Source organism: Salmonella sp. NW1250, from assembly GCF_051812965.1.
Taxonomy (GTDB): Bacteria; Pseudomonadota; Gammaproteobacteria; order Enterobacterales; family Enterobacteriaceae; genus Salmonella; species Salmonella enterica.
In genome coordinates, this window is the sequence record NZ_JAMNDD010000008.1 from 107,169 (window position 1) to 128,665 (window position 21,497).

Sequence of the window (21,497 nt, forward strand, 5' to 3'; positions counted from 1 at the left end):
CGCGGGGTGGAGCAGCCTGGTAGCTCGTCGGGCTCATAACCCGAAGGTCGTCGGTTCAAATCCGGCCCCCGCAACCACTTTCCCTTAGAGTTCTTTTTCAAATATACTGTGAAGATTATGTCCTTCGTAGCTGGATTTGAAAAAAATTCTTTCGGAAGGTACACCAGACCGCCGTTGCGGTTATAGGGTTCAGTTATCTAAAGCCCCGATTTATCGGGGTTTTTTGTTATCTGACTACAGAATAACTGGGCTTTAGGCCCTTTTTTTATGTCTTGGGGGTGGGCTTGTCCACATTAGAGCAAAAATTAACAGAGATGATTACAGCGCCAGTTGAAGCCTTAGGCTACGAGCTGGTCGGCATCGAATTTATTCGCGGTCGCACATCCACACTGCGCATCTATATTGATAGTGAAGATGGCATCAATGTTGATGATTGTGCTGATGTGAGCCACCAGGTAAGCGCGGTGCTGGACGTTGAAGATCCTATCTCCGTGGCTTACAACCTTGAAGTCTCGTCACCGGGTCTCGACCGTCCTATGTTCACTGCCGATCATTATGCGCGTTTCCAGGGTGAAGAAGTCGCGCTGGTTCTTCGCATGGCGGTACAGAACCGTCGCAAGTGGCAGGGCATTATCAAAGCGGTGGACGGTGAAATGATTACCGTCACAGTCGAAGGCAAAGATGAAGTGTTCGCGCTGAGTAATATCCAGAAGGCGAACCTGGTTCCCCACTTTTAACAGTCTGGATGAGGTGAAAAGCCCGCGATGAACAAAGAAATTTTGGCTGTTGTTGAAGCCGTCTCCAACGAAAAAGCGCTGCCACGCGAAAAAATTTTTGAAGCGCTGGAAAGTGCGCTGGCAACGGCAACAAAGAAAAAATATGAGCAGGAGATCGATGTTCGTGTAGAAATCGATCGTAAAAGCGGTGATTTTGATACTTTCCGCCGTTGGTTGATCGTTGAAGAAGTGACCATGCCGACGAAGGAAATTACGCTGGAAGCGGCGCGTTTTGAAGACGAAAGCCTGAATGTCGGCGACTATGTTGAAGATCAGATTGAATCTGTCACCTTTGACCGTATCACCACGCAGACTGCGAAACAGGTTATCGTACAGAAGGTCCGTGAAGCTGAACGCGCGATGGTTGTCGATCAGTTCCGCGACCAGGAAGGCGAAATCGTCACTGGCGTGGTGAAGAAAGTGAACCGCGACAATATCTCTCTGGAAATTAAATCCGAAGGGATGGCCGGTAACGCTGAAGCGGTGATTCTGCGTGAAGATATGCTGCCGCGCGAAAACTTCCGTCCTGGCGACCGTATTCGCGGCGTGCTGTACGCTGTTCGCCCGGAAGCGCGTGGCGCGCAGCTGTTCGTCACCCGTTCCAAGCCGGAAATGCTGATCGAACTGTTCCGCATCGAAGTGCCGGAAATCGGCGAAGAAGTGATTGAAATTAAAGCGGCGGCTCGCGATCCGGGTTCTCGTGCGAAAATCGCAGTGAAAACCAACGATAAACGTATCGATCCGGTCGGCGCTTGCGTGGGGATGCGCGGCGCGCGCGTTCAGGCGGTCTCTACCGAACTGGGCGGTGAGCGTATCGATATCGTGCTGTGGGATGATAACCCGGCGCAGTTCGTCATTAATGCGATGGCACCGGCAGACGTCGCGTCTATCGTGGTGGACGAAGATAAACATACCATGGATATCGCCGTTGAAGCCGGTAATCTGGCGCAGGCGATCGGACGTAATGGTCAGAACGTCCGCCTGGCTTCGCAATTGAGCGGCTGGGAACTCAACGTAATGACCGTTGATGACTTGCAGGCTAAACATCAGGCTGAAGCACATGCCGCTATCGAGATCTTTACTAAATATCTTGATATTGATGAAGAGTTCGCGACCGTTCTGGTAGAAGAAGGTTTCTCCACGCTCGAAGAACTGGCCTATGTGCCAATGAAAGAACTGCTGGAAATTGACGGCCTTGATGAGCCGACCGTTGAAGCACTGCGCGAGCGTGCTAAAAACGCACTGGCCACTCTGGCGCAGGACCAGGAAGCAAGCCTCGGTGATAACAAACCGGCTGACGATCTGCTGAATCTGGAAGGATTAGATCGCGATATGGCTTTCAAACTGGCGGCTCGTGGTGTTTGTACGCTGGAAGATCTCGCCGACCAGGGCATTGATGATCTGGCTGATATCGAAGGGTTGACCGACGAAAAAGCCGGTGAGCTGATTATGGCTGCCCGTAATATTTGCTGGTTCGGCGACGAAGCGTAATAAACTGTAGCAGGAAGGAACAGCATGACAGATGTAACCCTAAAAGCGCTGGCCGCAGAGAGACAGGTTTCCGTGGATCGCCTGGTACAGCAGTTTGCTGATGCAGGTATCCGGAAATCTGCTGACGACTCTGTGTCCGCACAAGAAAAACAGACTTTACTGGCGCACCTGAACCGCGAAGCGGTTTCTGGTCCCGATAAACTGACGCTGCAGCGTAAGACGCGCAGCACCCTGAACATTCCTGGTACCGGTGGAAAAAGTAAATCGGTACAAATCGAAGTCCGCAAGAAGCGCACCTTTGTGAAACGCGATCCGCAAGAGGCTGAACGCCTGGCCGCGGAAGAGCAGGCGCAGCGTGAAGCGGAAGAGCAAGCCCGTCGTGAGGCAGAAGAACAGGCCAAACGCGAGGCGCAACAAAAAGCTGAACGCGAGGCCGCAGAACAAGCTAAGCGTGAAGCCGCTGAAAAAGCGAAACGTGAAGCTGCGGAAAAAGACAAAGTGAGCAATCAACAGACTGACGATATGACCAAAACCGCCCAGGCCGAAAAAGCCCGCCGTGAGAATGAAGCTGCAGAGCTGAAGCGTAAAGCGGAAGAAGAAGCACGTCGCAAACTCGAAGAAGAAGCGCGTCGTGTAGCAGAAGAAGCTCGCCGCATGGCGGAAGAAAACAAATGGACCGCAACGCCTGAGCCAGTAGAAGACACCAGTGACTATCATGTCACCACTTCTCAGCACGCTCGCCAGGCCGAAGACGAAAACGATCGTGAAGTAGAAGGCGGTCGTGGTCGTGGCCGTAATGCAAAAGCGGCGCGTCCGGCGAAAAAAGGCAAACATGCCGAATCCAAAGCCGATCGCGAAGAAGCGCGTGCTGCGGTTCGCGGCGGTAAAGGCGGCAAGCGTAAAGGGTCTTCTTTACAGCAAGGCTTCCAGAAGCCCGCTCAGGCCGTTAACCGTGACGTGGTGATCGGTGAAACCATCACCGTTGGCGAACTGGCGAACAAGATGGCGGTGAAAGGTTCTCAGGTCATCAAAGCGATGATGAAGCTGGGCGCCATGGCCACCATCAACCAGGTCATCGACCAGGAAACCGCACAGCTGGTTGCCGAAGAGATGGGCCACAAAGTTATCCTGCGTCGTGAAAACGAACTGGAAGAAGCGGTAATGAGCGACCGTGATACCGGCGCTGCGGCTGAACCGCGCGCACCGGTTGTGACCATCATGGGCCACGTTGACCACGGTAAAACCTCTCTGCTGGACTACATTCGTTCCACGAAAGTAGCCTCTGGCGAAGCGGGCGGCATTACCCAGCACATCGGTGCTTACCACGTTGAAACTGACAACGGGATGATCACCTTCCTGGACACCCCTGGTCACGCCGCGTTTACTTCTATGCGTGCTCGCGGCGCCCAGGCAACGGATATCGTGGTTCTGGTGGTAGCGGCAGACGACGGCGTGATGCCGCAGACTATCGAAGCTATCCAGCACGCGAAAGCGGCAGGTGTGCCGGTCGTGGTTGCGGTGAACAAAATCGATAAGCCGGAAGCCGATCCGGATCGCGTTAAGAACGAACTGTCCCAGTACGGCATTCTGCCGGAAGAGTGGGGCGGTGAAAGCCAGTTCGTTCACGTGTCTGCGAAAGCAGGTACCGGTATTGACGAACTGCTGGACGCTATCCTGCTGCAGGCCGAAGTTCTGGAACTGAAAGCGATACGCAAAGGTATGGCGAGCGGTGCGGTTATCGAATCCTTCCTGGATAAAGGTCGTGGTCCGGTGGCTACCGTGCTGGTACGCGAAGGTACGCTGCATAAGGGCGATATCGTGCTGTGTGGCTTCGAATACGGTCGCGTGCGTGCGATGCGTAACGAACTGGGTCAGGAAGTGCTGGAAGCGGGTCCGTCCATTCCGGTGGAAATCCTCGGCCTGTCCGGCGTTCCGGCTGCCGGTGACGAAGTGACCGTAGTTCGCGACGAGAAGAAAGCGCGTGAAGTTGCTCTGTATCGTCAGGGTAAATTCCGTGAAGTTAAACTGGCGCGTCAGCAGAAATCTAAACTCGAGAACATGTTCGCCAACATGACCGAAGGCGAAGTTCACGAAGTGAACATCGTGCTGAAGGCCGACGTACAGGGTTCTGTGGAAGCGATCTCCGACTCCTTGCTGAAACTGTCTACCGACGAAGTGAAAGTGAAGATCATCGGTTCTGGCGTAGGTGGTATCACCGAAACCGACGCGACCCTAGCTGCGGCGTCCAACGCCATTCTGGTTGGCTTCAACGTTCGTGCCGATGCCTCTGCGCGTAAAGTGATCGAATCTGAAAGCCTGGATCTGCGTTACTACTCCGTCATCTATAACCTGATCGACGAAGTGAAAGCGGCGATGAGCGGTATGCTGTCTCCGGAACTGAAACAGCAGATCATCGGTCTGGCTGAAGTGCGCGATGTGTTCAAATCGCCGAAATTCGGCGCGATCGCGGGCTGTATGGTTACCGAAGGTACAATTAAACGCCATAACCCAATCCGCGTTCTGCGCGACAACGTGGTTATCTATGAAGGCGAGCTGGAATCCCTGCGCCGCTTCAAAGATGACGTTAACGAAGTCCGTAACGGCATGGAATGTGGTATCGGCGTGAAGAACTACAACGACGTTCGCGTTGGCGATATGATTGAAGTATTCGAGATTATCGAGATCCAACGTACCATCGCTTAATCTTCGTCGTCTTTTGGGCCGCAACGGCGTTGGCTGCGCTCGCTCACCCCGGTCACATAGTTATCTATGCTCCCGGGGATTTACGAGCTTGCCGCCTTGTTGCAATCCAAAATCCTTAGAAGATGATTAGGCGTAGGCCGGGTAAGCGAAGCGCCACCCGGCAAGAAATTTAAAAAGGGGCTTATGGCCCCTTTTTTGTCTTTATTCTGGAGAATTTATTATGGCGAAAGAATTTGGTCGCCCTCAGCGCGTAGCGCAAGAGATGCAGAAAGAGATCGCGCTCATCCTGCAACGCGAAATCAAAGATCCACGTGTAGGTATGATGACCACCGTATCGGGTGTTGAAATGTCCCGCGATCTGGCATACGCCAAAGTATTCGTGACGTTCCTCAACGATCAGGACGAAGCGGCTGTGAAAAACGGCATTAAGGCCCTGCAGGAAGCGTCTGGTTTCATCCGCAGCTTGCTGGGTAAAGCGATGCGTTTGCGCATCGTACCGGAACTGACCTTCTTCTACGACAACTCGCTGGTGGAAGGGATGCGTATGTCCAACCTGGTGACTAACGTGGTGAAACATGACGAAGAACGTCGTGTGAACCCGGACGACAGCAAGGAGGACTGATGAGTCGTCCTCGTCGTCGTGGCCGCGACATTCACGGCGTTCTGCTGCTGGATAAGCCGCAGGGTATGTCCAGCAATGACGTGCTGCAGAAAGTTAAGCGCATCTACAATGCCAACCGCGCCGGGCATACCGGCGCGCTGGACCCGCTGGCGACCGGCATGTTGCCGATTTGCCTCGGCGAAGCGACAAAATTTTCGCAGTACCTGCTGGATTCTGACAAACGCTATCGTGTTATTGCCCGTCTGGGGCAGCGCACGGATACCTCTGACGCCGATGGTCAAATCGTGCAGGAGCGTCCGGTGACTTTCAGCGCTGAGCAGCTTGCGAGCGCGCTGGAGACCTTTCGTGGGGATATCGAACAGATTCCCTCGATGTATTCGGCGCTGAAGTATCAGGGCAAGAAGCTGTACGAATATGCCCGCCAGGGTATCGAAGTGCCGCGCGAAGCCCGCCCGATTACCGTCTATGAGCTGCTGTTTATTCGCCATGAAGGTAACGAGCTGGAGCTGGAAGTTCATTGCTCCAAAGGCACCTATATTCGTACCATTATTGATGATTTAGGTGAGAAACTGGGCTGTGGCGCGCACGTAACCTACCTGCGTCGTCTGACGGTCAGCAAGTATCCGGTGGATCGTATGGTGACGCTGGAGCATTTGCAGACGCTGGTAGCACAGGCGGAGCAGCAGGGCGTTCCGGCGGCGCAGTTGCTCGATCCATTATTGATGCCAATGGACAGTCCAGCTTCGGACTACCCTGTTGTTAATCTGCCGTTAACATCTTCGGTATACTTCAAAAATGGCAACCCGGTTCGTACCACGGGCGCGCCGTTGAAGGGACTGGTTCGTGTGACGGAAGGTGAAGACGATAAATTTATCGGTATGGGCGAAATTGACGACGAAGGCCGTGTCGCGCCTCGTCGGCTGGTAGTAGAGTACCCAGCGTAATGTCGCTTCGTCTTGCGATAAGAGAGCGCTGCGAGTAGAATACCGCCGCTTAACGTCGCGTAAATTATTTAACAGTTTACGCGGCGTACACTGGGATCGCTGAATTAGAGATCGGCGTCCTCTCATTCTTAAATACTTTGGAGTTTTAAAATGTCTCTAAGTACTGAAGCTACAGCTAAAATCGTTTCTGAGTTCGGTCGTGACGCAAACGACACCGGTTCTACCGATGTTCAGGTTGCTCTGTTGACTGCACAGATTAACCACCTGCAGGGTCACTTTGCAGAGCATAAAAAAGACCACCACAGCCGTCGTGGTCTGCTGCGTATGGTTTCTCAGCGTCGTAAACTGCTCGACTACCTGAAACGTAAAGATGTTGCACGCTACACCGCGCTGATTGAGCGTCTGGGTCTGCGTCGCTAATTCTTTTGAGTTTCAGAAAGAGGGGGCCTTCATGGCCCCTTTTTTCCAGCAGATGGCAGCAATTCGCTGGAAACTAATGTATTGTTGCTATGAATGATCTTCCGTTGCAGAGGTTCGCGCGGCTAATGAGAGGCTTTACCCATATCAGGGTTAGGGTTGTCATTAGTCGCGAGGATGCGCAGAAGATCGGGTATTAACGACGGCGCGTATTATGCCGTCAAAAATTGGAAAGGATATTATTTTGCTTAATCCGATCGTTCGTAAATTCCAGTACGGTCAGCATACCGTTACGCTGGAAACTGGCATGATGGCGCGTCAGGCCACTGCCGCTGTTATGGTAAGCATGGATGACACCGCCGTATTCGTTACCGTTGTCGGCCAGAAAAAAGCCAAGCCAGGCCAGGACTTCTTCCCACTGACCGTTAACTATCAGGAACGTACCTACGCTGCTGGTCGTATCCCGGGCAGCTTCTTCCGTCGTGAAGGCCGTCCAAGCGAAGGTGAAACCCTGATCGCGCGTCTGATTGACCGCCCGGTTCGTCCGCTGTTCCCGGAAGGCTTCGTTAACGAAGTGCAGGTTATTGCGACCGTCGTTTCCGTTAACCCGCAGGTTAACCCAGACATCGTTGCCATGATCGGCGCATCCGCTGCGCTGTCCCTGTCCGGCATTCCGTTCAACGGCCCAATCGGCGCGGCGCGCGTAGGTTACATCAATGACCAGTACGTACTGAACCCGACCCAGGACGAGCTGAAAGAAAGCAAGCTGGACCTGGTGGTTGCCGGTACCGAAGCGGCTGTGCTGATGGTGGAATCCGAAGCTGAACTGCTGAGCGAAGACACTATGCTGGGCGCGGTGGTATTCGGTCACGAGCAGCAGCAGGTTGTTATCCAGGCGATCAACGATCTGGTGAAAGAAGCCGGTAAACCGCGTTGGGACTGGCAGCCGGAAGCCGTCAACGACGCGTTGAACGCGCGTGTTGCTGCGCTGGCTGAATCTCGTCTGAGCGACGCGTACCGCATCACCGATAAACAAGAGCGCTATGCTCAGGTTGACGTAATCAAATCCGAAACCATCGAGCAGCTTATTGCAGAAGATGAAACTCTGGATGCTAACGAGCTGGGCGAAATCCTGCACGCTATCGAGAAAAACGTGGTGCGTAGCCGCGTACTGGCAGGCGAGCCGCGTATTGATGGCCGTGAAAAAGACATGATCCGTGGTCTGGACGTGCGCACTGGCGTACTGCCGCGTACTCACGGTTCCGCTCTGTTTACCCGTGGTGAAACGCAGGCGCTGGTTACCGCAACTCTGGGTACTGCCCGTGACGCGCAGGTGCTTGATGAACTGATGGGCGAGCGTACTGACAGCTTCCTGTTCCACTACAACTTCCCTCCGTACTCCGTAGGCGAAACCGGCATGGTCGGTTCTCCGAAGCGTCGTGAAATTGGTCACGGTCGTCTGGCGAAGCGCGGCGTGCTGGCAGTGATGCCGGACATGGATAAATTCCCGTACACCGTTCGCGTGGTGTCTGAAATCACCGAATCCAACGGTTCTTCCTCTATGGCTTCCGTGTGCGGCGCTTCTCTGGCGCTGATGGACGCTGGCGTGCCAATTAAAGCCGCCGTAGCAGGTATCGCTATGGGTCTGGTGAAAGAAGGCGACAACTACGTTGTACTGTCTGACATTCTGGGCGACGAAGATCACCTGGGCGATATGGACTTCAAAGTGGCGGGTTCCCGCGACGGTATCTCTGCGCTGCAGATGGATATCAAAATTGAAGGTATCACCAAAGAGATCATGCAGGTTGCGTTGAACCAGGCTAAAGGTGCGCGTCTGCACATCCTGGGCGTGATGGAACAGGCGATCAACGCGCCGCGCGGCGATATCTCTGAATTCGCGCCGCGTATCCATACCATCAAGATCAGCACGGACAAGATCAAAGACGTGATCGGTAAAGGCGGTTCTGTGATCCGCGCGCTGACTGAAGAGACCGGCACCACCATCGAAATTGAAGATGACGGTACTGTGAAGATCGCGGCGACCGACGGCGAAAAAGCGAAATATGCTATCCGTCGTATCGAAGAGATCACCGCAGAGATCGAAGTCGGCCGTATCTACAATGGTAAAGTGACCCGTATCGTTGACTTTGGCGCGTTTGTTGCCATCGGCGGCGGTAAAGAAGGTCTGGTTCACATCTCTCAAATCGCGGATAAGCGTGTAGAGAAAGTGACCGACTATCTGCAGATGGGTCAGGAAGTCCCGGTTAAGGTTCTGGAAGTTGACCGCCAGGGCCGTGTACGTCTGAGCATTAAAGAAGCAACCGAGCAGTCTCAACCTGCGGCTGCGCCGGAAGCTCCGGCGAGCGAACAGGCCGAGTAAGGTAGCCTTTTGCCCTCCGCAGTGCGGGGGGCTTTAGACCTGGCTGGACGCCTTGTTGAGCCACCGGGGAACAGGACGTTCATTCAATCGTTGTCTTCGGGAGTGGGAAATGAAGCCTTTTTTGCGCTGGTGTTTCGTTGCGACAGCACTTACGCTTGCAGGATGCAGTAATTCCGCCTGGCGTAAAAGTGAAGTCCTCGCAGTACCATTGCAACCGACTTTACAGCAGGAAGTGATTCTGGCGCGTATGGAACAGATTCTTGCCAGTCGGGCTTTAACCGATGACGAACGCGCACAGCTTTTATATGAGCGCGGAGTGTTGTATGATAGTCTTGGTTTGAGGGCATTAGCGCGAAATGATTTTTCACAAGCGCTGGCAATCAGACCGGATATGCCTGAAGTATTCAATTACTTAGGCATTTATTTAACGCAGGCAGGCAATTTTGATGCTGCCTATGAAGCGTTTGATTCTGTACTAGAGCTTGATCCAACTTACAACTACGCGCACTTAAACCGCGGTATCGCATTGTATTACGGCGGCCGTGATAAGTTAGCGCAAGATGATCTGCTGGCGTTTTATCAAGACGATCCCAATGATCCTTACCGCAGCCTGTGGCTGTATCTTGTTGAGCAGAAGCTTAATGAGAAGCAGGCGAAAGAAGCGTTAAAAGCACGCTTTGAAAAATCGGATAAAGAGCAATGGGGATGGAACATTGTCGAGTTCTACCTGGGCGACATTAGCGAAGCAACGCTGATGGAAAGGCTCAAGGCGGACGCAACGGATAACACCTCGCTCGCTGAGCATCTCAGTGAAACCAACTTCTATTTAGGTAAGTATTACCTAAGTCTGGGGGATTTGGACAGCGCCACGGCTCTGTTCAAACTGGCGGTGGCCAACAACGTTCATAACTTTGTTGAGCACCGATACGCATTGTTGGAATTATCGCTCCTGGGCCAGGACCAAGATGACCTGGCAGAATCGGACCAGCAATAGCTGACGAACATATCAGCCCGTAATCTTTTTGATTGCCATCACCTTCGCGGGTGAGGGCGTTGTTGTTCGTTAATACACCTACTTTGAGCCGGTTCACACTTTTCAATGAAAATTGCAGATCAATTTCATGATGAGTTATGTAGACTGGCCGCCATTAATTTTGAGGCACACGTACTACATGGCTGAATTCGAAACCACTTTTGCAGATCTGGGGCTGAAGGCTCCTATCCTTGAAGCCCTTACCGATCTGGGTTACGAAAAACCATCTCCAATCCAGGCAGAGTGCATTCCGCATCTGCTGGGCGGTCGCGACGTGCTGGGCATGGCCCAGACCGGTAGCGGCAAAACCGCAGCGTTCTCTTTACCGCTGCTCAACAATCTTGATCCTGAGCTGAAGGCACCTCAGATTCTGGTGCTGGCGCCGACCCGCGAACTGGCGGTACAGGTTGCCGAAGCCATGACGGATTTCTCTAAACACATGCGCGGCGTAAACGTGGTTGCCCTGTACGGCGGTCAGCGTTATGACGTGCAGTTACGCGCCCTGCGTCAGGGGCCGCAGATCGTTGTCGGTACGCCGGGACGTCTGCTTGATCACTTAAAACGCGGCACCCTCGACCTCTCTAAACTGAGTGGTCTGGTGCTGGATGAAGCCGACGAAATGCTGCGTATGGGCTTCATCGAAGACGTTGAAACTATTATGGCGCAGATCCCGGAAGGTCATCAGACCGCTCTGTTCTCCGCCACCATGCCGGAAGCGATTCGTCGCATTACCCGCCGCTTTATGAAAGAGCCGCAGGAAGTGCGCATTCAGTCCAGCGTGACTACCCGTCCTGACATCAGCCAGAGCTACTGGACTGTCTGGGGTATGCGTAAAAACGAAGCGCTGGTGCGTTTCCTGGAAGCGGAAGACTTTGATGCGGCGATTATCTTCGTACGTACCAAAAACGCGACCCTGGAAGTAGCAGAAGCGCTGGAACGTAGCGGCTACAACAGCGCCGCGTTGAATGGCGATATGAACCAGGCGCTGCGTGAGCAGACTCTGGAACGCCTGAAAGATGGTCGTCTGGACATCCTGATCGCCACCGACGTTGCGGCACGTGGTCTGGACGTTGAACGTATCAGCCTGGTGGTGAACTACGATATCCCGATGGACTCCGAGTCCTACGTTCACCGTATCGGTCGTACCGGCCGTGCGGGTCGCGCTGGTCGCGCGCTGCTGTTCGTTGAGAACCGCGAGCGTCGTCTGCTGCGCAACATCGAACGCACCATGAAGCTGACCATTCCGGAAGTGGAACTGCCGAACGCAGAACTGCTGGGTAAACGCCGTCTGGAAAAATTCGCCGCGAAAGTTCAACAGCAACTGGAAAGCAGCGATCTGGATCAGTACCGTGCGCTGCTGGCGAAAATCCAGCCGTCTGCTGAAGGTGAAGAGCTGGATCTCGAAACGCTGGCCGCCGCACTGCTGAAAATGGCGCAGGGCGAGCGTCCGCTGATCCTGCCGCCGGATGCGCCGATGCGTCCTAAGCGTGAATTCCGTGACCGTGACGACCGTGGTCCGCGCGATCGTAATGACCGTGGCCCGCGTGGCGATCGTGAAGAACGTCCGCGTCGTGAACGTCGTGACGTTGGCGATATGCAGTTATACCGCATTGAAGTGGGCCGTGATGACGGCGTTGAAGTTCGTCATATCGTGGGCGCTATCGCTAACGAAGGCGACATCAGCAGCCGTTACATTGGCAACATTAAGCTGTTCGCGTCTCACTCCACCATCGAGCTGCCGAAAGGTATGCCGGGCGAAGTGCTCCAGCACTTCACGCGTACCCGCATTCTGAACAAGCCGATGAATATGCAGCTGTTGGGTGATGCGGTTCCGCACGCGGGCGGCGAACGTCGCGGCGGTGGTCGTAGCTTCAGTGGCGAACGTCGTGAAGGCGGTCGTAATTTCAGCGGCGAACGTCGTGAAGGTGGTCGTGGTGATGGTCGTCGCTTCAGCGGCGAACGTCGTGAAAGCCGTGGTCCGCGTCGTGATGACTCTACCGGTCGCCGTCGTTTCGGCGGTGATGCGTAACTCACGCTGACCTGCGCATTCACAGCGTAAAGTAAAATATACAGCCCCGATCGTCACAATCGGGGCTTTTTTTATTTCTTTTGTACTCATGTACTGGTACAGTGCAGCGTATTGAGAGATAGTCACATTATAAATGACTGGAGAGAGAGCTGAATGGCAACACTTACCACCACCCAAACGTCACCTTCGCTGCTTGGCGGCGTGGTGATTATCGGCGGCACCATCATTGGCGCGGGGATGTTCTCCCTGCCGGTGGTCATGTCCGGGGCGTGGTTCTTCTGGTCGATGGCGGCGCTGGTCTTTACCTGGTTTTGTATGCTGCACTCCGGGCTGATGATCCTCGAAGCCAACCTTAACTACCGCATTGGTTCGAGTTTCGACACCATCACCAAAGATCTGTTGGGGAAAGGCTGGAACGTGGTCAACGGCATTTCTATTGCCTTTGTGCTCTACATCCTGACTTACGCCTATATCTCGGCGAGCGGCTCAATTCTGCATCATACCTTTGCTGAGATGTCGTTGAATGTTCCGGCGCGAGCGGCAGGTTTTGCCTTTGCGCTGCTGGTGGCGTTTGTTGTGTGGCTGAGTACGAAGGCGGTCAGCCGGATGACGGCGATTGTGCTGGGCGCGAAAGTGATTACTTTCTTCCTGACCTTCGGCAGCCTGTTAGGGCACGTTCAGCCTGCCACGTTGTTTAACGTGACTGAAAGCCACGCGTCATATACGCCGTACCTGCTGATGACGCTGCCATTTTGTCTGGCCTCTTTTGGTTATCACGGTAACGTACCGAGCCTGATGAAATATTACGGCAAAGATCCGCGCACCATCGTCAAATGCCTGATTTATGGGACGTTACTGGCGCTGGCGCTCTATTCCGTCTGGCTGCTGGGGACGATGGGCAACATCCCGCGTCCGGAATTTATCGGCATTGCGCAGAAAGGCGGCAATATTGATGTGCTGGTACAGGCGTTGAGCGGCGTGCTGAACAGCCGCAGCCTGGATCTGCTGCTGGTGGTGTTCTCTAACTTTGCGGTCGCCAGTTCCTTCCTTGGCGTGACGCTGGGGCTGTTTGACTATCTGGCGGATCTGTTTGGTTTGGATGACTCGGCAATGGGGCGTTTTAAAACCGCACTGCTGACGTTTGTGCCGCCAATTGTCGGTGGCCTGCTGTGGCCGAACGGTTTTCTGTATGCCATTGGTTATGCAGGTTTAGCTGCAACTATCTGGGCGGCCATTGTGCCTGCGCTGTTGGCGCGTAAATCTCGCGAACGTTTCGGCAGCCCAAAATTTCGCGTCTGGGGCGGTAAACCGATGATTGCCCTGATTCTGGTCTTCGGTGTCGGCAACGCGGTTATCCATATTCTGTCGAGCTTTAATTTGCTGCCGGTGTACCAGTAACGTTATTGTGCCGGATGGCGGTTGCACCTTATCCGGCCTACTTGATGCTGTAGGCCCGGTAAGCGAAGCGCCACCGGGCAAAACAATGCGCTACCCCAACAATTCCTGCTTCACATCCATCGCCAAATCAAACGAATGCAGGCGTGCCTGGTGGTCGAAAATCTGCCCGTTGACCATAATTTCATCCGCCTGGGTTTCCCGCAGGATGGACACCAGCCCGTGGCGGACTTTCGCTTTATCGCCGACCAGCGACATACTCAGCGCCTGCTGCACGCCATACTGCTCGGATGGCGACCAGAAGGTCTCCATATTCTCAATCGGCGGCGGCAGTTGGCCGGTTTCCCCACGGCGTAGCTTCACGAAAGCCTGCTGCATGGAGGTAAACAGGAATTCGGCGTCGCGGTTGCTGTCGGCGGCGATAATATTGATACACACCATCGCGTACGGTTTTTCCAGCCGCGCTGAAGGTTTGAACTGGGTACGGTACAGATGCAGCGCCTGGAACAACATATCCGGCGCGAAATGCGAAGCAAAGGCGAACGGCAGGCCAAGCTGGGCCGCCAACTGTGCGCTATACAGGCTGGAGCCCAGCAGCCAGACCGGGATCTGCTCGCCGTAGCCGGGCACCGGGCGCACATGCGGATTAGGGTCGCGAGCGTCGAACCAGTCCACCAGCTCTGCGACATCGCGTGGAAAGTTATCGATATCGCCGCTCATATGGCGACGCAGTGCGCGCATCGTCGGCTGATCGCTACCCGGCGCGCGTCCCAACCCTAAGTCGATACGTCCCGGGTAGAGCGTATTCAGCGTGCCGAACTGCTCGGCAATCACCAGCGGTGAATGGTTAGGCAGCATCACGCCGCCGGAGCCAAGATGTAATGTTGTGGTATTGGCCGCCAGATAACCAATCAATACCGAGGTCGCCGCGCTGGCGATACCGGTCATGTTGTGATGTTCCGCCAGCCAGTAGCGGTGATAACCGCGCTTTTCAGCCAGCCGTGCGAGAGCCAGCGAGTGCGTGAAGGCTTCTTTTGCCGAAGATCCTTCAGGGATCGGCGCCAGATCCAGCACCGAGAACGGAATAGTTTTGTCAGTCATAACGGCTCACTTTATTACCGGTTAATCTTTTAATACTGCATTAAAGATTAGCGAATGTTGTTAACAAAGTGAGCTTTATGAGACTGACGGCAAAAACAATGCCCGATAGCGCTGCGCTTATCGGGCCTACGGGAGCGCTATTTGTAGGCCGGATAAGGTATTGATGCCGCCATCCGGCTAGGCCTGTAGCTCCAGCCCGGCCAGCCGCTTCCAGTAGCCGTTACAGTCGCTATGCGCGGCAAGCGGTAATGGTGCGCCGCCGTTTTCGTTAGCGCGAAAGGCATCAAGCATGGCAAATGTCTCCGTACCCAACGGCGACAGCCGCACGATATCGACCAATCCCTGCATCGACGTCAGTTCGTTGCCAAGGTTATAGACATAGCCGCTCATGGTCTGAATACCGTTAAGCACAAACACCTGCTGATTCTCTTGCGAGAGCACGTCACGACCGTTTGGATACTTGATACAGCAGGTTTCGCACTCATCTTTCGGGCGGTCTTCCGAACGGGCGGTAAAGCAGCGAGCGGAGTAGGCCAGCGGCAGATGGCCGTAGCTCAACACTTCCACTTCAAACTGATTGCGGATGCCCAGTTCATCGCACTGATTAAGCAAATTCACCAGCCAGTCGCGGGACAGCTCCACCGGCATACACCAGCGTACCATGCCTTCTTTCAGCAACCGGCGCAGCGTGACCGCGTTGTAGCAGTTCAGCGCATGGCCGGCGACAAACGGCAGTTTGCGCTCGGCGCACAGATTCACCACGCCAAGATCGCTGGCTTCCAGCAGAAAATCGCCGTTGTCCACATAGCGTTTCAGCTCGCTTAATTCAGATGACGCCTGTACCAGCGCCAGGGTGGAGAGCACCACCTGCTTACCGCTGGCGGCGAGGGATTTCGCCATTTCCAGCCAGTCGCCGACTTTGGTTGCGCGACGCTTGCTGCACACCGCTTCGCCCAGATAAATGACATCAGCGCTGCTTTTTGCGGCCTGCTGATAAAAATCTTCCAGCGTCTCTTTCGGCCAGTAATAAAGCACCGGTCCTAAGGAATATTTCATAGCTCCTCTCACTGCCATTTACGGTGATATGCGCCAAGCGTGGTTTGGGTGCCTTCGGACATCGCGCCGAGCGTCTCCATCCAGTCGCGCTGTGGAACGAAGTTTTGCGGGGCGGCTTTGCAGCGATCGATCGCCTGGCGCCACACTTTCGCCACCTGGCTGACATAGGCAGGGCTGCGCTGGCGGCCTTCGATCTTCACCGAAGCGATGTTCGCCGCCATGAGCTCCGGCAGCAGTTCCAGCGTGTTCAGGCTGGTTGGCTCCTCCAGCGCGTGATAGCGCTCGCCGTCCACTAAATAGCGGCCTTTGCACAGCGTTGGGTAGCCCGCGTTTTCGCCATCCTGGTAACGGTCAATCAGGACATCATTCAGGCGCGATTCCAGCCCCTGCGGCGTTTGCTGCCAACGGACAAAGCGGGCGGGAGAGCAGGCGCCGACGGTATTGGGCGACTCCCCCGTCAGGTAGGAAGAAAGATAGCAGCGACCTTCCGCCATAATGCACAGGCTGCCAAACGCGAATACCTCCAGCGGCACCGGCGTGACGCGGGCCAGTTGTTTTACCTGGTGAATCGACAGTACACGCGGCAGTACTACGCGGTGGACATCAAAGTTGCGGTGATAAAAGCGAATCGCCTCTTCGTTGGTTGCCGAGGCCTGAACGGAAACATGGCGCTCAATATGCGGGTAACGCTCTGCGGCATATTCCAGCATAGCGAGGTCGGCGAGAATCAACGCGTCGGCGCCAAGCTGCGCCGCCATATCCACGGCGCGCTGCCAGCGGGCATAGCCGTCCGGATGCGCAAAAGTATTAATGGCGATGTGTAATTTGCGGCGATGCTGGTGAACAAAACTCACCGCTTCCTGCAATTTTTTTTCGGTAAAGTTAAGGCCGGCAAAATGACGGGCATTGGTATCGTCTTTTAACCCGATATAAACGGCGTCAGCGCCGTTTTCGATGGCCGCCTTCAGCGCCGGGAGATTTCCGGCAGGGCAGAGCAGCTCCATAATTTATCCTGAGGGTTACGTCTGAGACGCAAAATTGTTAACGAACAGGGATTTTAGTTAACCTTGCTGCGACAATTTTTGATTTAAGGCAGTTAAAGGCGTATTGGTAACACCAATAATGGGGTAGAAAATCAGACCCAATTGTTGATTTACGCCGCCATGTGATTTATTGGATATGGCAAAATAACAGGACTATTGAAACAGGGAGTAAAGCTCGTGTTAGATAAACTGCGTTCACGCTTAGTCCATGCTGGCCCGTCTCTGATGAGTGTACCGGTTAAACTGACGCCCTTTGCGCTAAAGCGCCAGGTTCTGGAACAGGTTCTGAGCTGGCAGTTTCGTCAGGCGCTGGCCGATGGAGAGCTGGAATTCCTCGAAGGTCGTTGGTTAAGCATTCATGTTCGTGACATCGACTTAAAATGGTATACCACGGTTGAAAATGAAAAACTGATCGTTAGCCAGCAGGCGGATGCCGACGTCAGTTTTAGCGCCGACGCCAGCGATCTGCTAATGATAGCTGCCCGTAAACAGGACCCGGATACGCTCTTTTTCCAGCGTCGACTGGTCATTGAAGGCGATACTGAGTTAGGGTTGTATGTGAAGAATCTGATGGACGCCATCGAACTGGAGCAGATGCCGAAAGCGTTACGCGTTATGCTGCTGCAACTGGCGGATTTTGTTGAGGCGGGTATGAAAAACTCGCCGGAAACCAAACAGACCTCGGTAGGTGAACCATGCTAATTCGAGTAGAAATTCCTATTGATGCGCCTGGTATTGATGCGCTGTTACGCCGTTCATTCGAAAGCGATGCGGAAGCGAAGCTGGTTCACGATTTGCGTGAAGATGGTTTTCTGACGCTCGGACTGGTGGCCACGGATGATGAAGGCCAGGTGGTGGGCTATGTCGCCTTTAGCCCGGTTGATGTGCAGGGCGAAGATTTACAGTGGGTCGGCATGGCGCCGCTGGCGGTCGATGAAAAGTATCGCGGGCAAGGGCTGGCGCGCCAGTTAGTGTATGAAGGGCTGGATTCGCTCAACGAGTTCGGCTACGCGGCGGTCGTGACGCTGGGCGATCCGGCGTTATATAGCCGCTTCGGTTTTGAACTGGCCGCGCATTACGATCTTCACTGCCGTTGGCCCGGTACGGAAAGCGCTTTCCAGGTACACCGTTTGGCTGAGGATGCGCTGGAAGGCGTGACGGGGCTGGTGGAGTATCACGACCACTTCAATCGTTTTTAAGCACCGGCGTTTGCAGGCTGGACAGCAGCGCCTCAAACGCTTCGCGTTCCGTCACAAGGCGCTCCTTCTGGCGCTTTGTGAGCTGTTTGATGCGATACTCTATGCGCAGGGCCAGCGAGCGATCGCCGACCTGCGCCGCAAACGCCAGCGTTAACTCGCCTTTTCCCCGTAATGCTTTTGCGCCTTTTCCCGTTTGATGCTGCCTGTAACGACGCGCCACATCGGTGGTTATTCCGGTGTAAAGCGCATTGTCTGCGGTACGAATCAGATACAGATACCAGGGTGTCATTGTCGCCATCAGCATGATAATTTTCAGGTTCCCAGTATAAGCGAGAATAAAGATGGACACACTTACCGCTATTGGCCGTTGGCTGGCGAAACAACACGTGGTGACCTGGTGCGTACACCATGAGGGAGAGCTGTGGTGCGCCAATGCGTTTTATTTGTTCGATGCGCAAAACGTCGCGCTGTATCTGTTAACGGATGATAAAACCCGCCATGCGCAAATGTCCGGCGCGTGCGCGCCAGTTGCGGGAACGGTCAATGGTCAGCCGAAAACGGTGGCGCGCATTCGCGGCGTGCAGTTTAAAGGGGAAATTCGCCGTCTGGAGGGGGAGGAGAGCGACGCCGCGCGTAAAGCTTACCTTCGTCGCTTCCCGGTCGCCAGGGTGCTGCCAGCCCCGGTATGGGAAATCCGGCTGGATGAAATTAAATTCACCGACAACACGCTGGGGTTTGGTAAAAAACTGCACTGGTTACGCGACTCACGCGCCCAGCAGGCGTAGCGCCTCGCGGTTAAATGCCGGCAGGTCGTCAGGCGTGCGGCTGGTCACCAGCTGATCTTTATCGACGACGACTTCCTGATCGTAAAATTCCGCGCCCGCGTTCTTCACATCGATAATAATCGGTTTCACCGCCGTGAGTTTGCGGCCACGAATGACATCGGCGCTGATCAACAACTGTGGGCCGTGGCAAATGGCAAAAACCGGTTTACCGCTGTTAACGAAATCGCGGGTAAAATCCACGAAACGGCTGTCGCCGCGCAGGTAGTCCGGCGAATGACCTCCCGGCAATAGCAAGGCGTCGAACTCGTCGGGACGAACGTCATCAATAGCCTTATCAATGGTGACGCTGGCCTCGCCTTTTTTTCCTTTCACCGTTTTACCCGCCTCTTTTTCGATGGTGATGACCTCATGGCCGGCCTGACGGAATTCTGCAGCCGGCGAGGTAAATTCTGAATCTTCAAATTCATCGGTAATCAAAACGGCAATTTTCTTACTCATGCGTTTCCTCCGCAGTGGTGGCGTCGGGTAAGGCAAATTTTCCACAATGATGGATACTTACCTCGTAGACTATTAAGCCTGGTCGATAGGGCCGAGAGTGCAAGGTGGACAAATCTGTAAAGGAGCGAGGATGAGTCAGGTACTGATTACCGGCGCGACCGGACTGGTCGGCGGACATCTGCTGAGAATGTTAATCAACACGCCGCAGGTGAGCGCTATCGCCGCGCCGACGCGTCGCCCGCTGACGGATATTGTCGGCGTTTATAACCCTCACGATCCGCAGCTTACCGACGCGTTAGCTCAGGTGACCGACCCGGTGGATATTGTTTTTTGCTGCCTGGGCACGACCCGGCGTGAAGCGGGAAGTAAAGCGGCGTTTATTCATGCGGATTATACGCTGGTGGTTGATACCGCGCTGACCGGGCGTCGACTGGGCGCGCAGCACATGTTGGTGGTCAGCGCAATGGGAGCAAACGCGCACTCTCCGTTTTTCTACAATCGGGTGAAAGGAGAAATGGAGGAGGCGTTAATCGCGCAAAATTGGCCTCGTTTGACGATTGCCCGGCCTTCTATGCTGCTCGGCGACAGAACAACACGGCGGGTGAATGAAACGCTTTTCGCTCCGCTATTCCGGCTGCTGCCCGGAAACTGGAAATCGATTGATGCGCGGGATGTGGCGCGGGCCATGCTGGCGGAAGCGCTGGCGCCAGCACAAGAAGGCGTGACGATTCTGACCTCATCGCAACTGCGGGAAAAAGCGGGGTAGCGAAGCCGGATGATTTACCGGATGGCGACGCGGTTTACACATTTTTATCGCCACCCGGCACACCGGTTACTTAATATACGTAAAGGCGGTGGTCACGCGTTTCACGCCGCTCACCCGGCTGGCGATGTCCGCTGCCGCTTTACCTTCACGTTCAGTCACCAGGCCCAGCAGGAACACTTCGCCATTTTCGGTGGTGACTTTCACGTTTGACGATTTTACCTGATCGCTGGTCAGTAGCTGTGAGCGAACTTTCGTGGTGATCCAGGTATCGTTAGAGGCGGTCCCCAGGCCGATAGGCTCACCCTGGCGAATCTCGTTATAGACCTCGGTGGTGCCTTCAACGCCCATCGCTATCTGTTTCGCGCGTGCGGAGAGTTCGCTGTTTGGCGACTGCCCCACTAACAAAACTTTGCCCTGATAAGCCGTGACATTGATGCGCGTCTCTTTTTTGATTTGCTCATCTTTCGACAGCGCGCTGCTGACACGCAGTTCCAGCGTTCCGTCATCCACCTGGGTGCCCACGCTACGCGGGTCGGTTGCGGCTTTGGTGCCGACGGCTGCCGTACCCACTACCGCGGCGGCGACGCAACCTTGCAATAGCAACGCAGAAATAAGGACTGCGAGCGGCGAAAATGCCTTCATGTGTACTCCTTAATCATCCTGGTGAGGAAAAAGCGTGTTATCGATCAAATCGCACAGGCAGTTTACCGTCAGCATATGCATTTCCTGAATGCGCGCGCTGTGGTGTGAAGGGATACGAATTTCAACATCCTGCGGCCCTAATAGTCCGGCCAGCTCGCCCCCGTCATACCCGGTTAGCGCCACAATGGTCATGTCACGTGTGACGGCTGCTTCAACGGCTTTTACGATATCGCGACTATTACCACGCGTAGAGATCGCCAATAAAACATCGCCTGCATGTCCCAGCGCCCGGACTTGTTTTGCATAAACTTCATCGTGCAGGCGATCGTTAGCGATCGCAGTTAAGACCACATTATCGGTATTTAGTGCAATGGCGGGTAAACTGGGTCGCTCCGTTTCAAAGCGGTTAATCATGCTGGCAGCAAAATGCTGTGCGTTGGCCGCGGACGTCCCGTTTCCACAACAGAGGATTTTGTTGCCGTTAAGCAGGGAATGAACCAGCGTCATGGCGGCGCGGGAAATGGCATCCGGAAGCGCTTCCGCCGCAGCAATTTGAGTTTGAATGCTTTCTGTAAAGCAAACTTTGATTCTTTCGAGCACGCTAATCCTTAAAATCT

The 21,497-nt window shown here is 54.5% G+C and carries 22 protein-coding genes and 1 tRNA gene; 16 read left to right on the forward strand and 7 right to left on the reverse strand.

The genetic code is table 11. From position 1 onward, the window contains the following. From NBA72_RS15220 to mtr, 12 genes are all read left to right on the forward strand, one after another. Positions 1–77 (forward strand) — tRNA-Met (locus NBA72_RS15220). A gap of 207 nt (positions 78–284) precedes the next feature. Next, positions 285–737: a ribosome maturation factor RimP gene (gene rimP, locus NBA72_RS15225; RefSeq protein WP_000105461.1), complete on the forward strand. Its 453-nt coding sequence runs from the start codon at positions 285–287 to the stop codon at positions 735–737. A gap of 27 nt (positions 738–764) precedes the next feature. Next, the gene (nusA, locus tag NBA72_RS15230; RefSeq protein WP_001031038.1) at positions 765–2,267 is read left to right on the forward strand and encodes a transcription termination factor NusA; all 1,503 of its coding nucleotides are present in this window, start codon (positions 765–767) and stop codon (positions 2,265–2,267) included. A 24-nt stretch (positions 2,268–2,291) separates the two neighbouring features. Beyond that, a complete protein-coding gene (gene infB / locus NBA72_RS15235; RefSeq protein WP_023254745.1) occupies positions 2,292–4,970 on the forward strand; it encodes a translation initiation factor IF-2 in 2,679 nt (892 codons plus the stop codon). Positions 4,971–5,190: 220 nt separating this feature from the next. Then, complete coding sequence (gene rbfA / locus NBA72_RS15240) at positions 5,191–5,592, forward strand: 30S ribosome-binding factor RbfA (protein ID WP_001040208.1); 402 nt, start codon at positions 5,191–5,193, stop codon at positions 5,590–5,592. Beyond that, positions 5,592–6,536: a tRNA pseudouridine(55) synthase TruB gene (gene truB, locus NBA72_RS15245; protein ID WP_000089674.1), complete on the forward strand. Its 945-nt coding sequence runs from the start codon at positions 5,592–5,594 to the stop codon at positions 6,534–6,536. The genes rbfA and truB overlap by 1 nt, the downstream gene beginning before the upstream one ends. A gap of 150 nt (positions 6,537–6,686) precedes the next feature. Next, complete coding sequence (gene rpsO, locus NBA72_RS15250) at positions 6,687–6,956, forward strand: 30S ribosomal protein S15 (RefSeq protein ID WP_000059465.1); 270 nt, start codon at positions 6,687–6,689, stop codon at positions 6,954–6,956. 241 nt (positions 6,957–7,197) lie between these two features. After that, entirely contained in the window at positions 7,198–9,333 is a 2,136-nt protein-coding gene (gene pnp, locus NBA72_RS15255) for a polyribonucleotide nucleotidyltransferase (RefSeq protein WP_001670767.1), read from the forward strand. Between the two features lie 109 nt (positions 9,334–9,442). Beyond that, the gene (gene nlpI / locus NBA72_RS15260) at positions 9,443–10,327 is read left to right on the forward strand and encodes a lipoprotein NlpI (RefSeq protein WP_000802069.1); all 885 of its coding nucleotides are present in this window, start codon (positions 9,443–9,445) and stop codon (positions 10,325–10,327) included. A gap of 105 nt (positions 10,328–10,432) precedes the next feature. Continuing rightward, positions 10,433–10,513: a protein YrbN gene (gene yrbN, locus NBA72_RS15265; RefSeq protein WP_010723222.1), complete on the forward strand. Its 81-nt coding sequence runs from the start codon at positions 10,433–10,435 to the stop codon at positions 10,511–10,513. Then, positions 10,506–12,395 carry an ATP-dependent RNA helicase DeaD gene (gene deaD, locus NBA72_RS15270; protein ID WP_000807248.1) on the forward strand — a complete coding sequence of 630 codons (1,890 nt, stop codon included), beginning with the start codon at positions 10,506–10,508 and terminating at the stop codon, positions 12,393–12,395. Before yrbN ends, deaD begins: the two co-directional genes overlap by 8 nt. 153 nt (positions 12,396–12,548) lie before the next feature. Beyond that, the gene (mtr, locus tag NBA72_RS15275; protein ID WP_042948698.1) at positions 12,549–13,793 is read left to right on the forward strand and encodes a tryptophan permease; all 1,245 of its coding nucleotides are present in this window, start codon (positions 12,549–12,551) and stop codon (positions 13,791–13,793) included. A 90-nt stretch (positions 13,794–13,883) separates the two neighbouring features. On the opposite strand, the gene NBA72_RS15280 is transcribed toward mtr, so the two are convergent. From NBA72_RS15280 to ubiU, 3 genes are all read right to left on the reverse strand, one after another. Further along, positions 13,884–14,891, reverse strand: a complete 1,008-nt coding sequence (locus NBA72_RS15280; protein WP_042948699.1) for a luciferase-like monooxygenase — start codon at positions 14,889–14,891, stop codon at positions 13,884–13,886. Positions 14,892–15,068: 177 nt separating this feature from the next. Further along, on the reverse strand, positions 15,069–15,947 hold the full coding sequence (locus tag NBA72_RS15285) for a U32 family peptidase (protein WP_000877721.1): 879 nt from the start codon (positions 15,945–15,947) through the stop codon (positions 15,069–15,071). Positions 15,948–15,955: 8 nt separating this feature from the next. After that, positions 15,956–16,951: a ubiquinone anaerobic biosynthesis protein UbiU gene (gene ubiU, locus NBA72_RS15290; protein ID WP_000421309.1), complete on the reverse strand. Its 996-nt coding sequence runs from the start codon at positions 16,949–16,951 to the stop codon at positions 15,956–15,958. A 216-nt stretch (positions 16,952–17,167) separates the two neighbouring features. Here ubiU and ubiT point away from each other — a divergent pair, with 216 nt between their 5' ends. Next, on the forward strand, positions 17,168–17,692 hold the full coding sequence (ubiT, locus tag NBA72_RS15295) for a ubiquinone anaerobic biosynthesis accessory factor UbiT (RefSeq protein WP_000884721.1): 525 nt from the start codon (positions 17,168–17,170) through the stop codon (positions 17,690–17,692). Beyond that, positions 17,686–18,189: a GNAT family N-acetyltransferase gene (locus NBA72_RS15300; RefSeq protein WP_000908562.1), complete on the forward strand. Its 504-nt coding sequence runs from the start codon at positions 17,686–17,688 to the stop codon at positions 18,187–18,189. Before ubiT ends, NBA72_RS15300 begins: the two co-directional genes overlap by 7 nt. On the opposite strand, the gene NBA72_RS15305 is transcribed toward NBA72_RS15300, so the two are convergent. Beyond that, positions 18,176–18,493 (reverse strand): GIY-YIG nuclease family protein, encoded by a 318-nt coding sequence (locus NBA72_RS15305; RefSeq protein ID WP_000928379.1) that lies wholly within the window; start codon positions 18,491–18,493, stop codon positions 18,176–18,178. The genes NBA72_RS15300 and NBA72_RS15305 overlap by 14 nt on opposite strands. Before the next feature lie 37 nt (positions 18,494–18,530). On the opposite strand from NBA72_RS15305, the gene NBA72_RS15310 reads away from it, so the two are divergent. Next, entirely contained in the window at positions 18,531–18,974 is a 444-nt protein-coding gene (locus tag NBA72_RS15310; RefSeq protein ID WP_001608176.1) for a YhbP family protein, read from the forward strand. Here the strand turns inward: NBA72_RS15310 and yhbO are convergent. Beyond that, positions 18,954–19,472, reverse strand: a complete 519-nt coding sequence (gene yhbO / locus NBA72_RS15315) for a protein/nucleic acid deglycase (protein ID WP_000037599.1) — start codon at positions 19,470–19,472, stop codon at positions 18,954–18,956. The genes NBA72_RS15310 and yhbO overlap by 21 nt on opposite strands. A gap of 130 nt (positions 19,473–19,602) precedes the next feature. Here yhbO and NBA72_RS15320 point away from each other — a divergent pair, with 130 nt between their 5' ends. Next, a complete protein-coding gene (locus NBA72_RS15320; RefSeq protein ID WP_001517952.1) occupies positions 19,603–20,238 on the forward strand; it encodes an NAD(P)H-binding protein in 636 nt (211 codons plus the stop codon). A gap of 66 nt (positions 20,239–20,304) precedes the next feature. Here NBA72_RS15320 and dolP read toward each other — a convergent pair whose 3' ends face one another. Both dolP and diaA read right to left on the reverse strand, forming a co-directional pair. Next, positions 20,305–20,880: a division/outer membrane stress-associated lipid-binding lipoprotein gene (gene dolP / locus NBA72_RS15325; RefSeq protein WP_001650801.1), complete on the reverse strand. Its 576-nt coding sequence runs from the start codon at positions 20,878–20,880 to the stop codon at positions 20,305–20,307. Positions 20,881–20,889: 9 nt separating this feature from the next. Then, complete coding sequence (gene diaA / locus NBA72_RS15330) at positions 20,890–21,480, reverse strand: DnaA initiator-associating protein DiaA (protein ID WP_000893481.1); 591 nt, start codon at positions 21,478–21,480, stop codon at positions 20,890–20,892. Positions 21,481–21,497 lie beyond the last annotated feature (17 nt).

What these genes read in the sequence shown, in the direction of transcription:
- nusA (WP_001031038.1), top strand. Translation starts at nt 765, where the DNA reads ATGAACAAAGAAATTTTGGCTGTTGTTGAAGCCGTCTCCAACGAAAAA.
- infB (WP_023254745.1), top strand. Translation starts at nt 2,292, where the DNA reads ATGACAGATGTAACCCTAAAAGCGCTGGCCGCAGAGAGACAGGTTTCC.
- rbfA (WP_001040208.1), top strand. Translation starts at nt 5,191, where the DNA reads ATGGCGAAAGAATTTGGTCGCCCTCAGCGCGTAGCGCAAGAGATGCAG.
- truB (WP_000089674.1), top strand. Translation starts at nt 5,592, where the DNA reads ATGAGTCGTCCTCGTCGTCGTGGCCGCGACATTCACGGCGTTCTGCTG.
- rpsO (WP_000059465.1), top strand. Translation starts at nt 6,687, where the DNA reads ATGTCTCTAAGTACTGAAGCTACAGCTAAAATCGTTTCTGAGTTCGGT.
- nlpI (WP_000802069.1), top strand. Translation starts at nt 9,443, where the DNA reads ATGAAGCCTTTTTTGCGCTGGTGTTTCGTTGCGACAGCACTTACGCTT.
- yrbN (WP_010723222.1), top strand. Translation starts at nt 10,433, where the DNA reads ATGAAAATTGCAGATCAATTTCATGATGAGTTATGTAGACTGGCCGCC.
- deaD (WP_000807248.1), top strand. Translation starts at nt 10,506, where the DNA reads ATGGCTGAATTCGAAACCACTTTTGCAGATCTGGGGCTGAAGGCTCCT.
- mtr (WP_042948698.1), top strand. Translation starts at nt 12,549, where the DNA reads ATGGCAACACTTACCACCACCCAAACGTCACCTTCGCTGCTTGGCGGC.
- NBA72_RS15280 (WP_042948699.1), bottom strand. Translation starts at nt 14,891, where the DNA reads ATGACTGACAAAACTATTCCGTTCTCGGTGCTGGATCTGGCGCCGATC.
- NBA72_RS15285 (WP_000877721.1), bottom strand. Translation starts at nt 15,947, where the DNA reads ATGAAATATTCCTTAGGACCGGTGCTTTATTACTGGCCGAAAGAGACG.
- ubiU (WP_000421309.1), bottom strand. Translation starts at nt 16,951, where the DNA reads ATGGAGCTGCTCTGCCCTGCCGGAAATCTCCCGGCGCTGAAGGCGGCC.
- NBA72_RS15300 (WP_000908562.1), top strand. Translation starts at nt 17,686, where the DNA reads ATGCTAATTCGAGTAGAAATTCCTATTGATGCGCCTGGTATTGATGCG.
- NBA72_RS15305 (WP_000928379.1), bottom strand. Translation starts at nt 18,493, where the DNA reads ATGCTGATGGCGACAATGACACCCTGGTATCTGTATCTGATTCGTACC.
- NBA72_RS15310 (WP_001608176.1), top strand. Translation starts at nt 18,531, where the DNA reads ATGGACACACTTACCGCTATTGGCCGTTGGCTGGCGAAACAACACGTG.
- yhbO (WP_000037599.1), bottom strand. Translation starts at nt 19,472, where the DNA reads ATGAGTAAGAAAATTGCCGTTTTGATTACCGATGAATTTGAAGATTCA.
- NBA72_RS15320 (WP_001517952.1), top strand. Translation starts at nt 19,603, where the DNA reads ATGAGTCAGGTACTGATTACCGGCGCGACCGGACTGGTCGGCGGACAT.
- dolP (WP_001650801.1), bottom strand. Translation starts at nt 20,880, where the DNA reads ATGAAGGCATTTTCGCCGCTCGCAGTCCTTATTTCTGCGTTGCTATTG.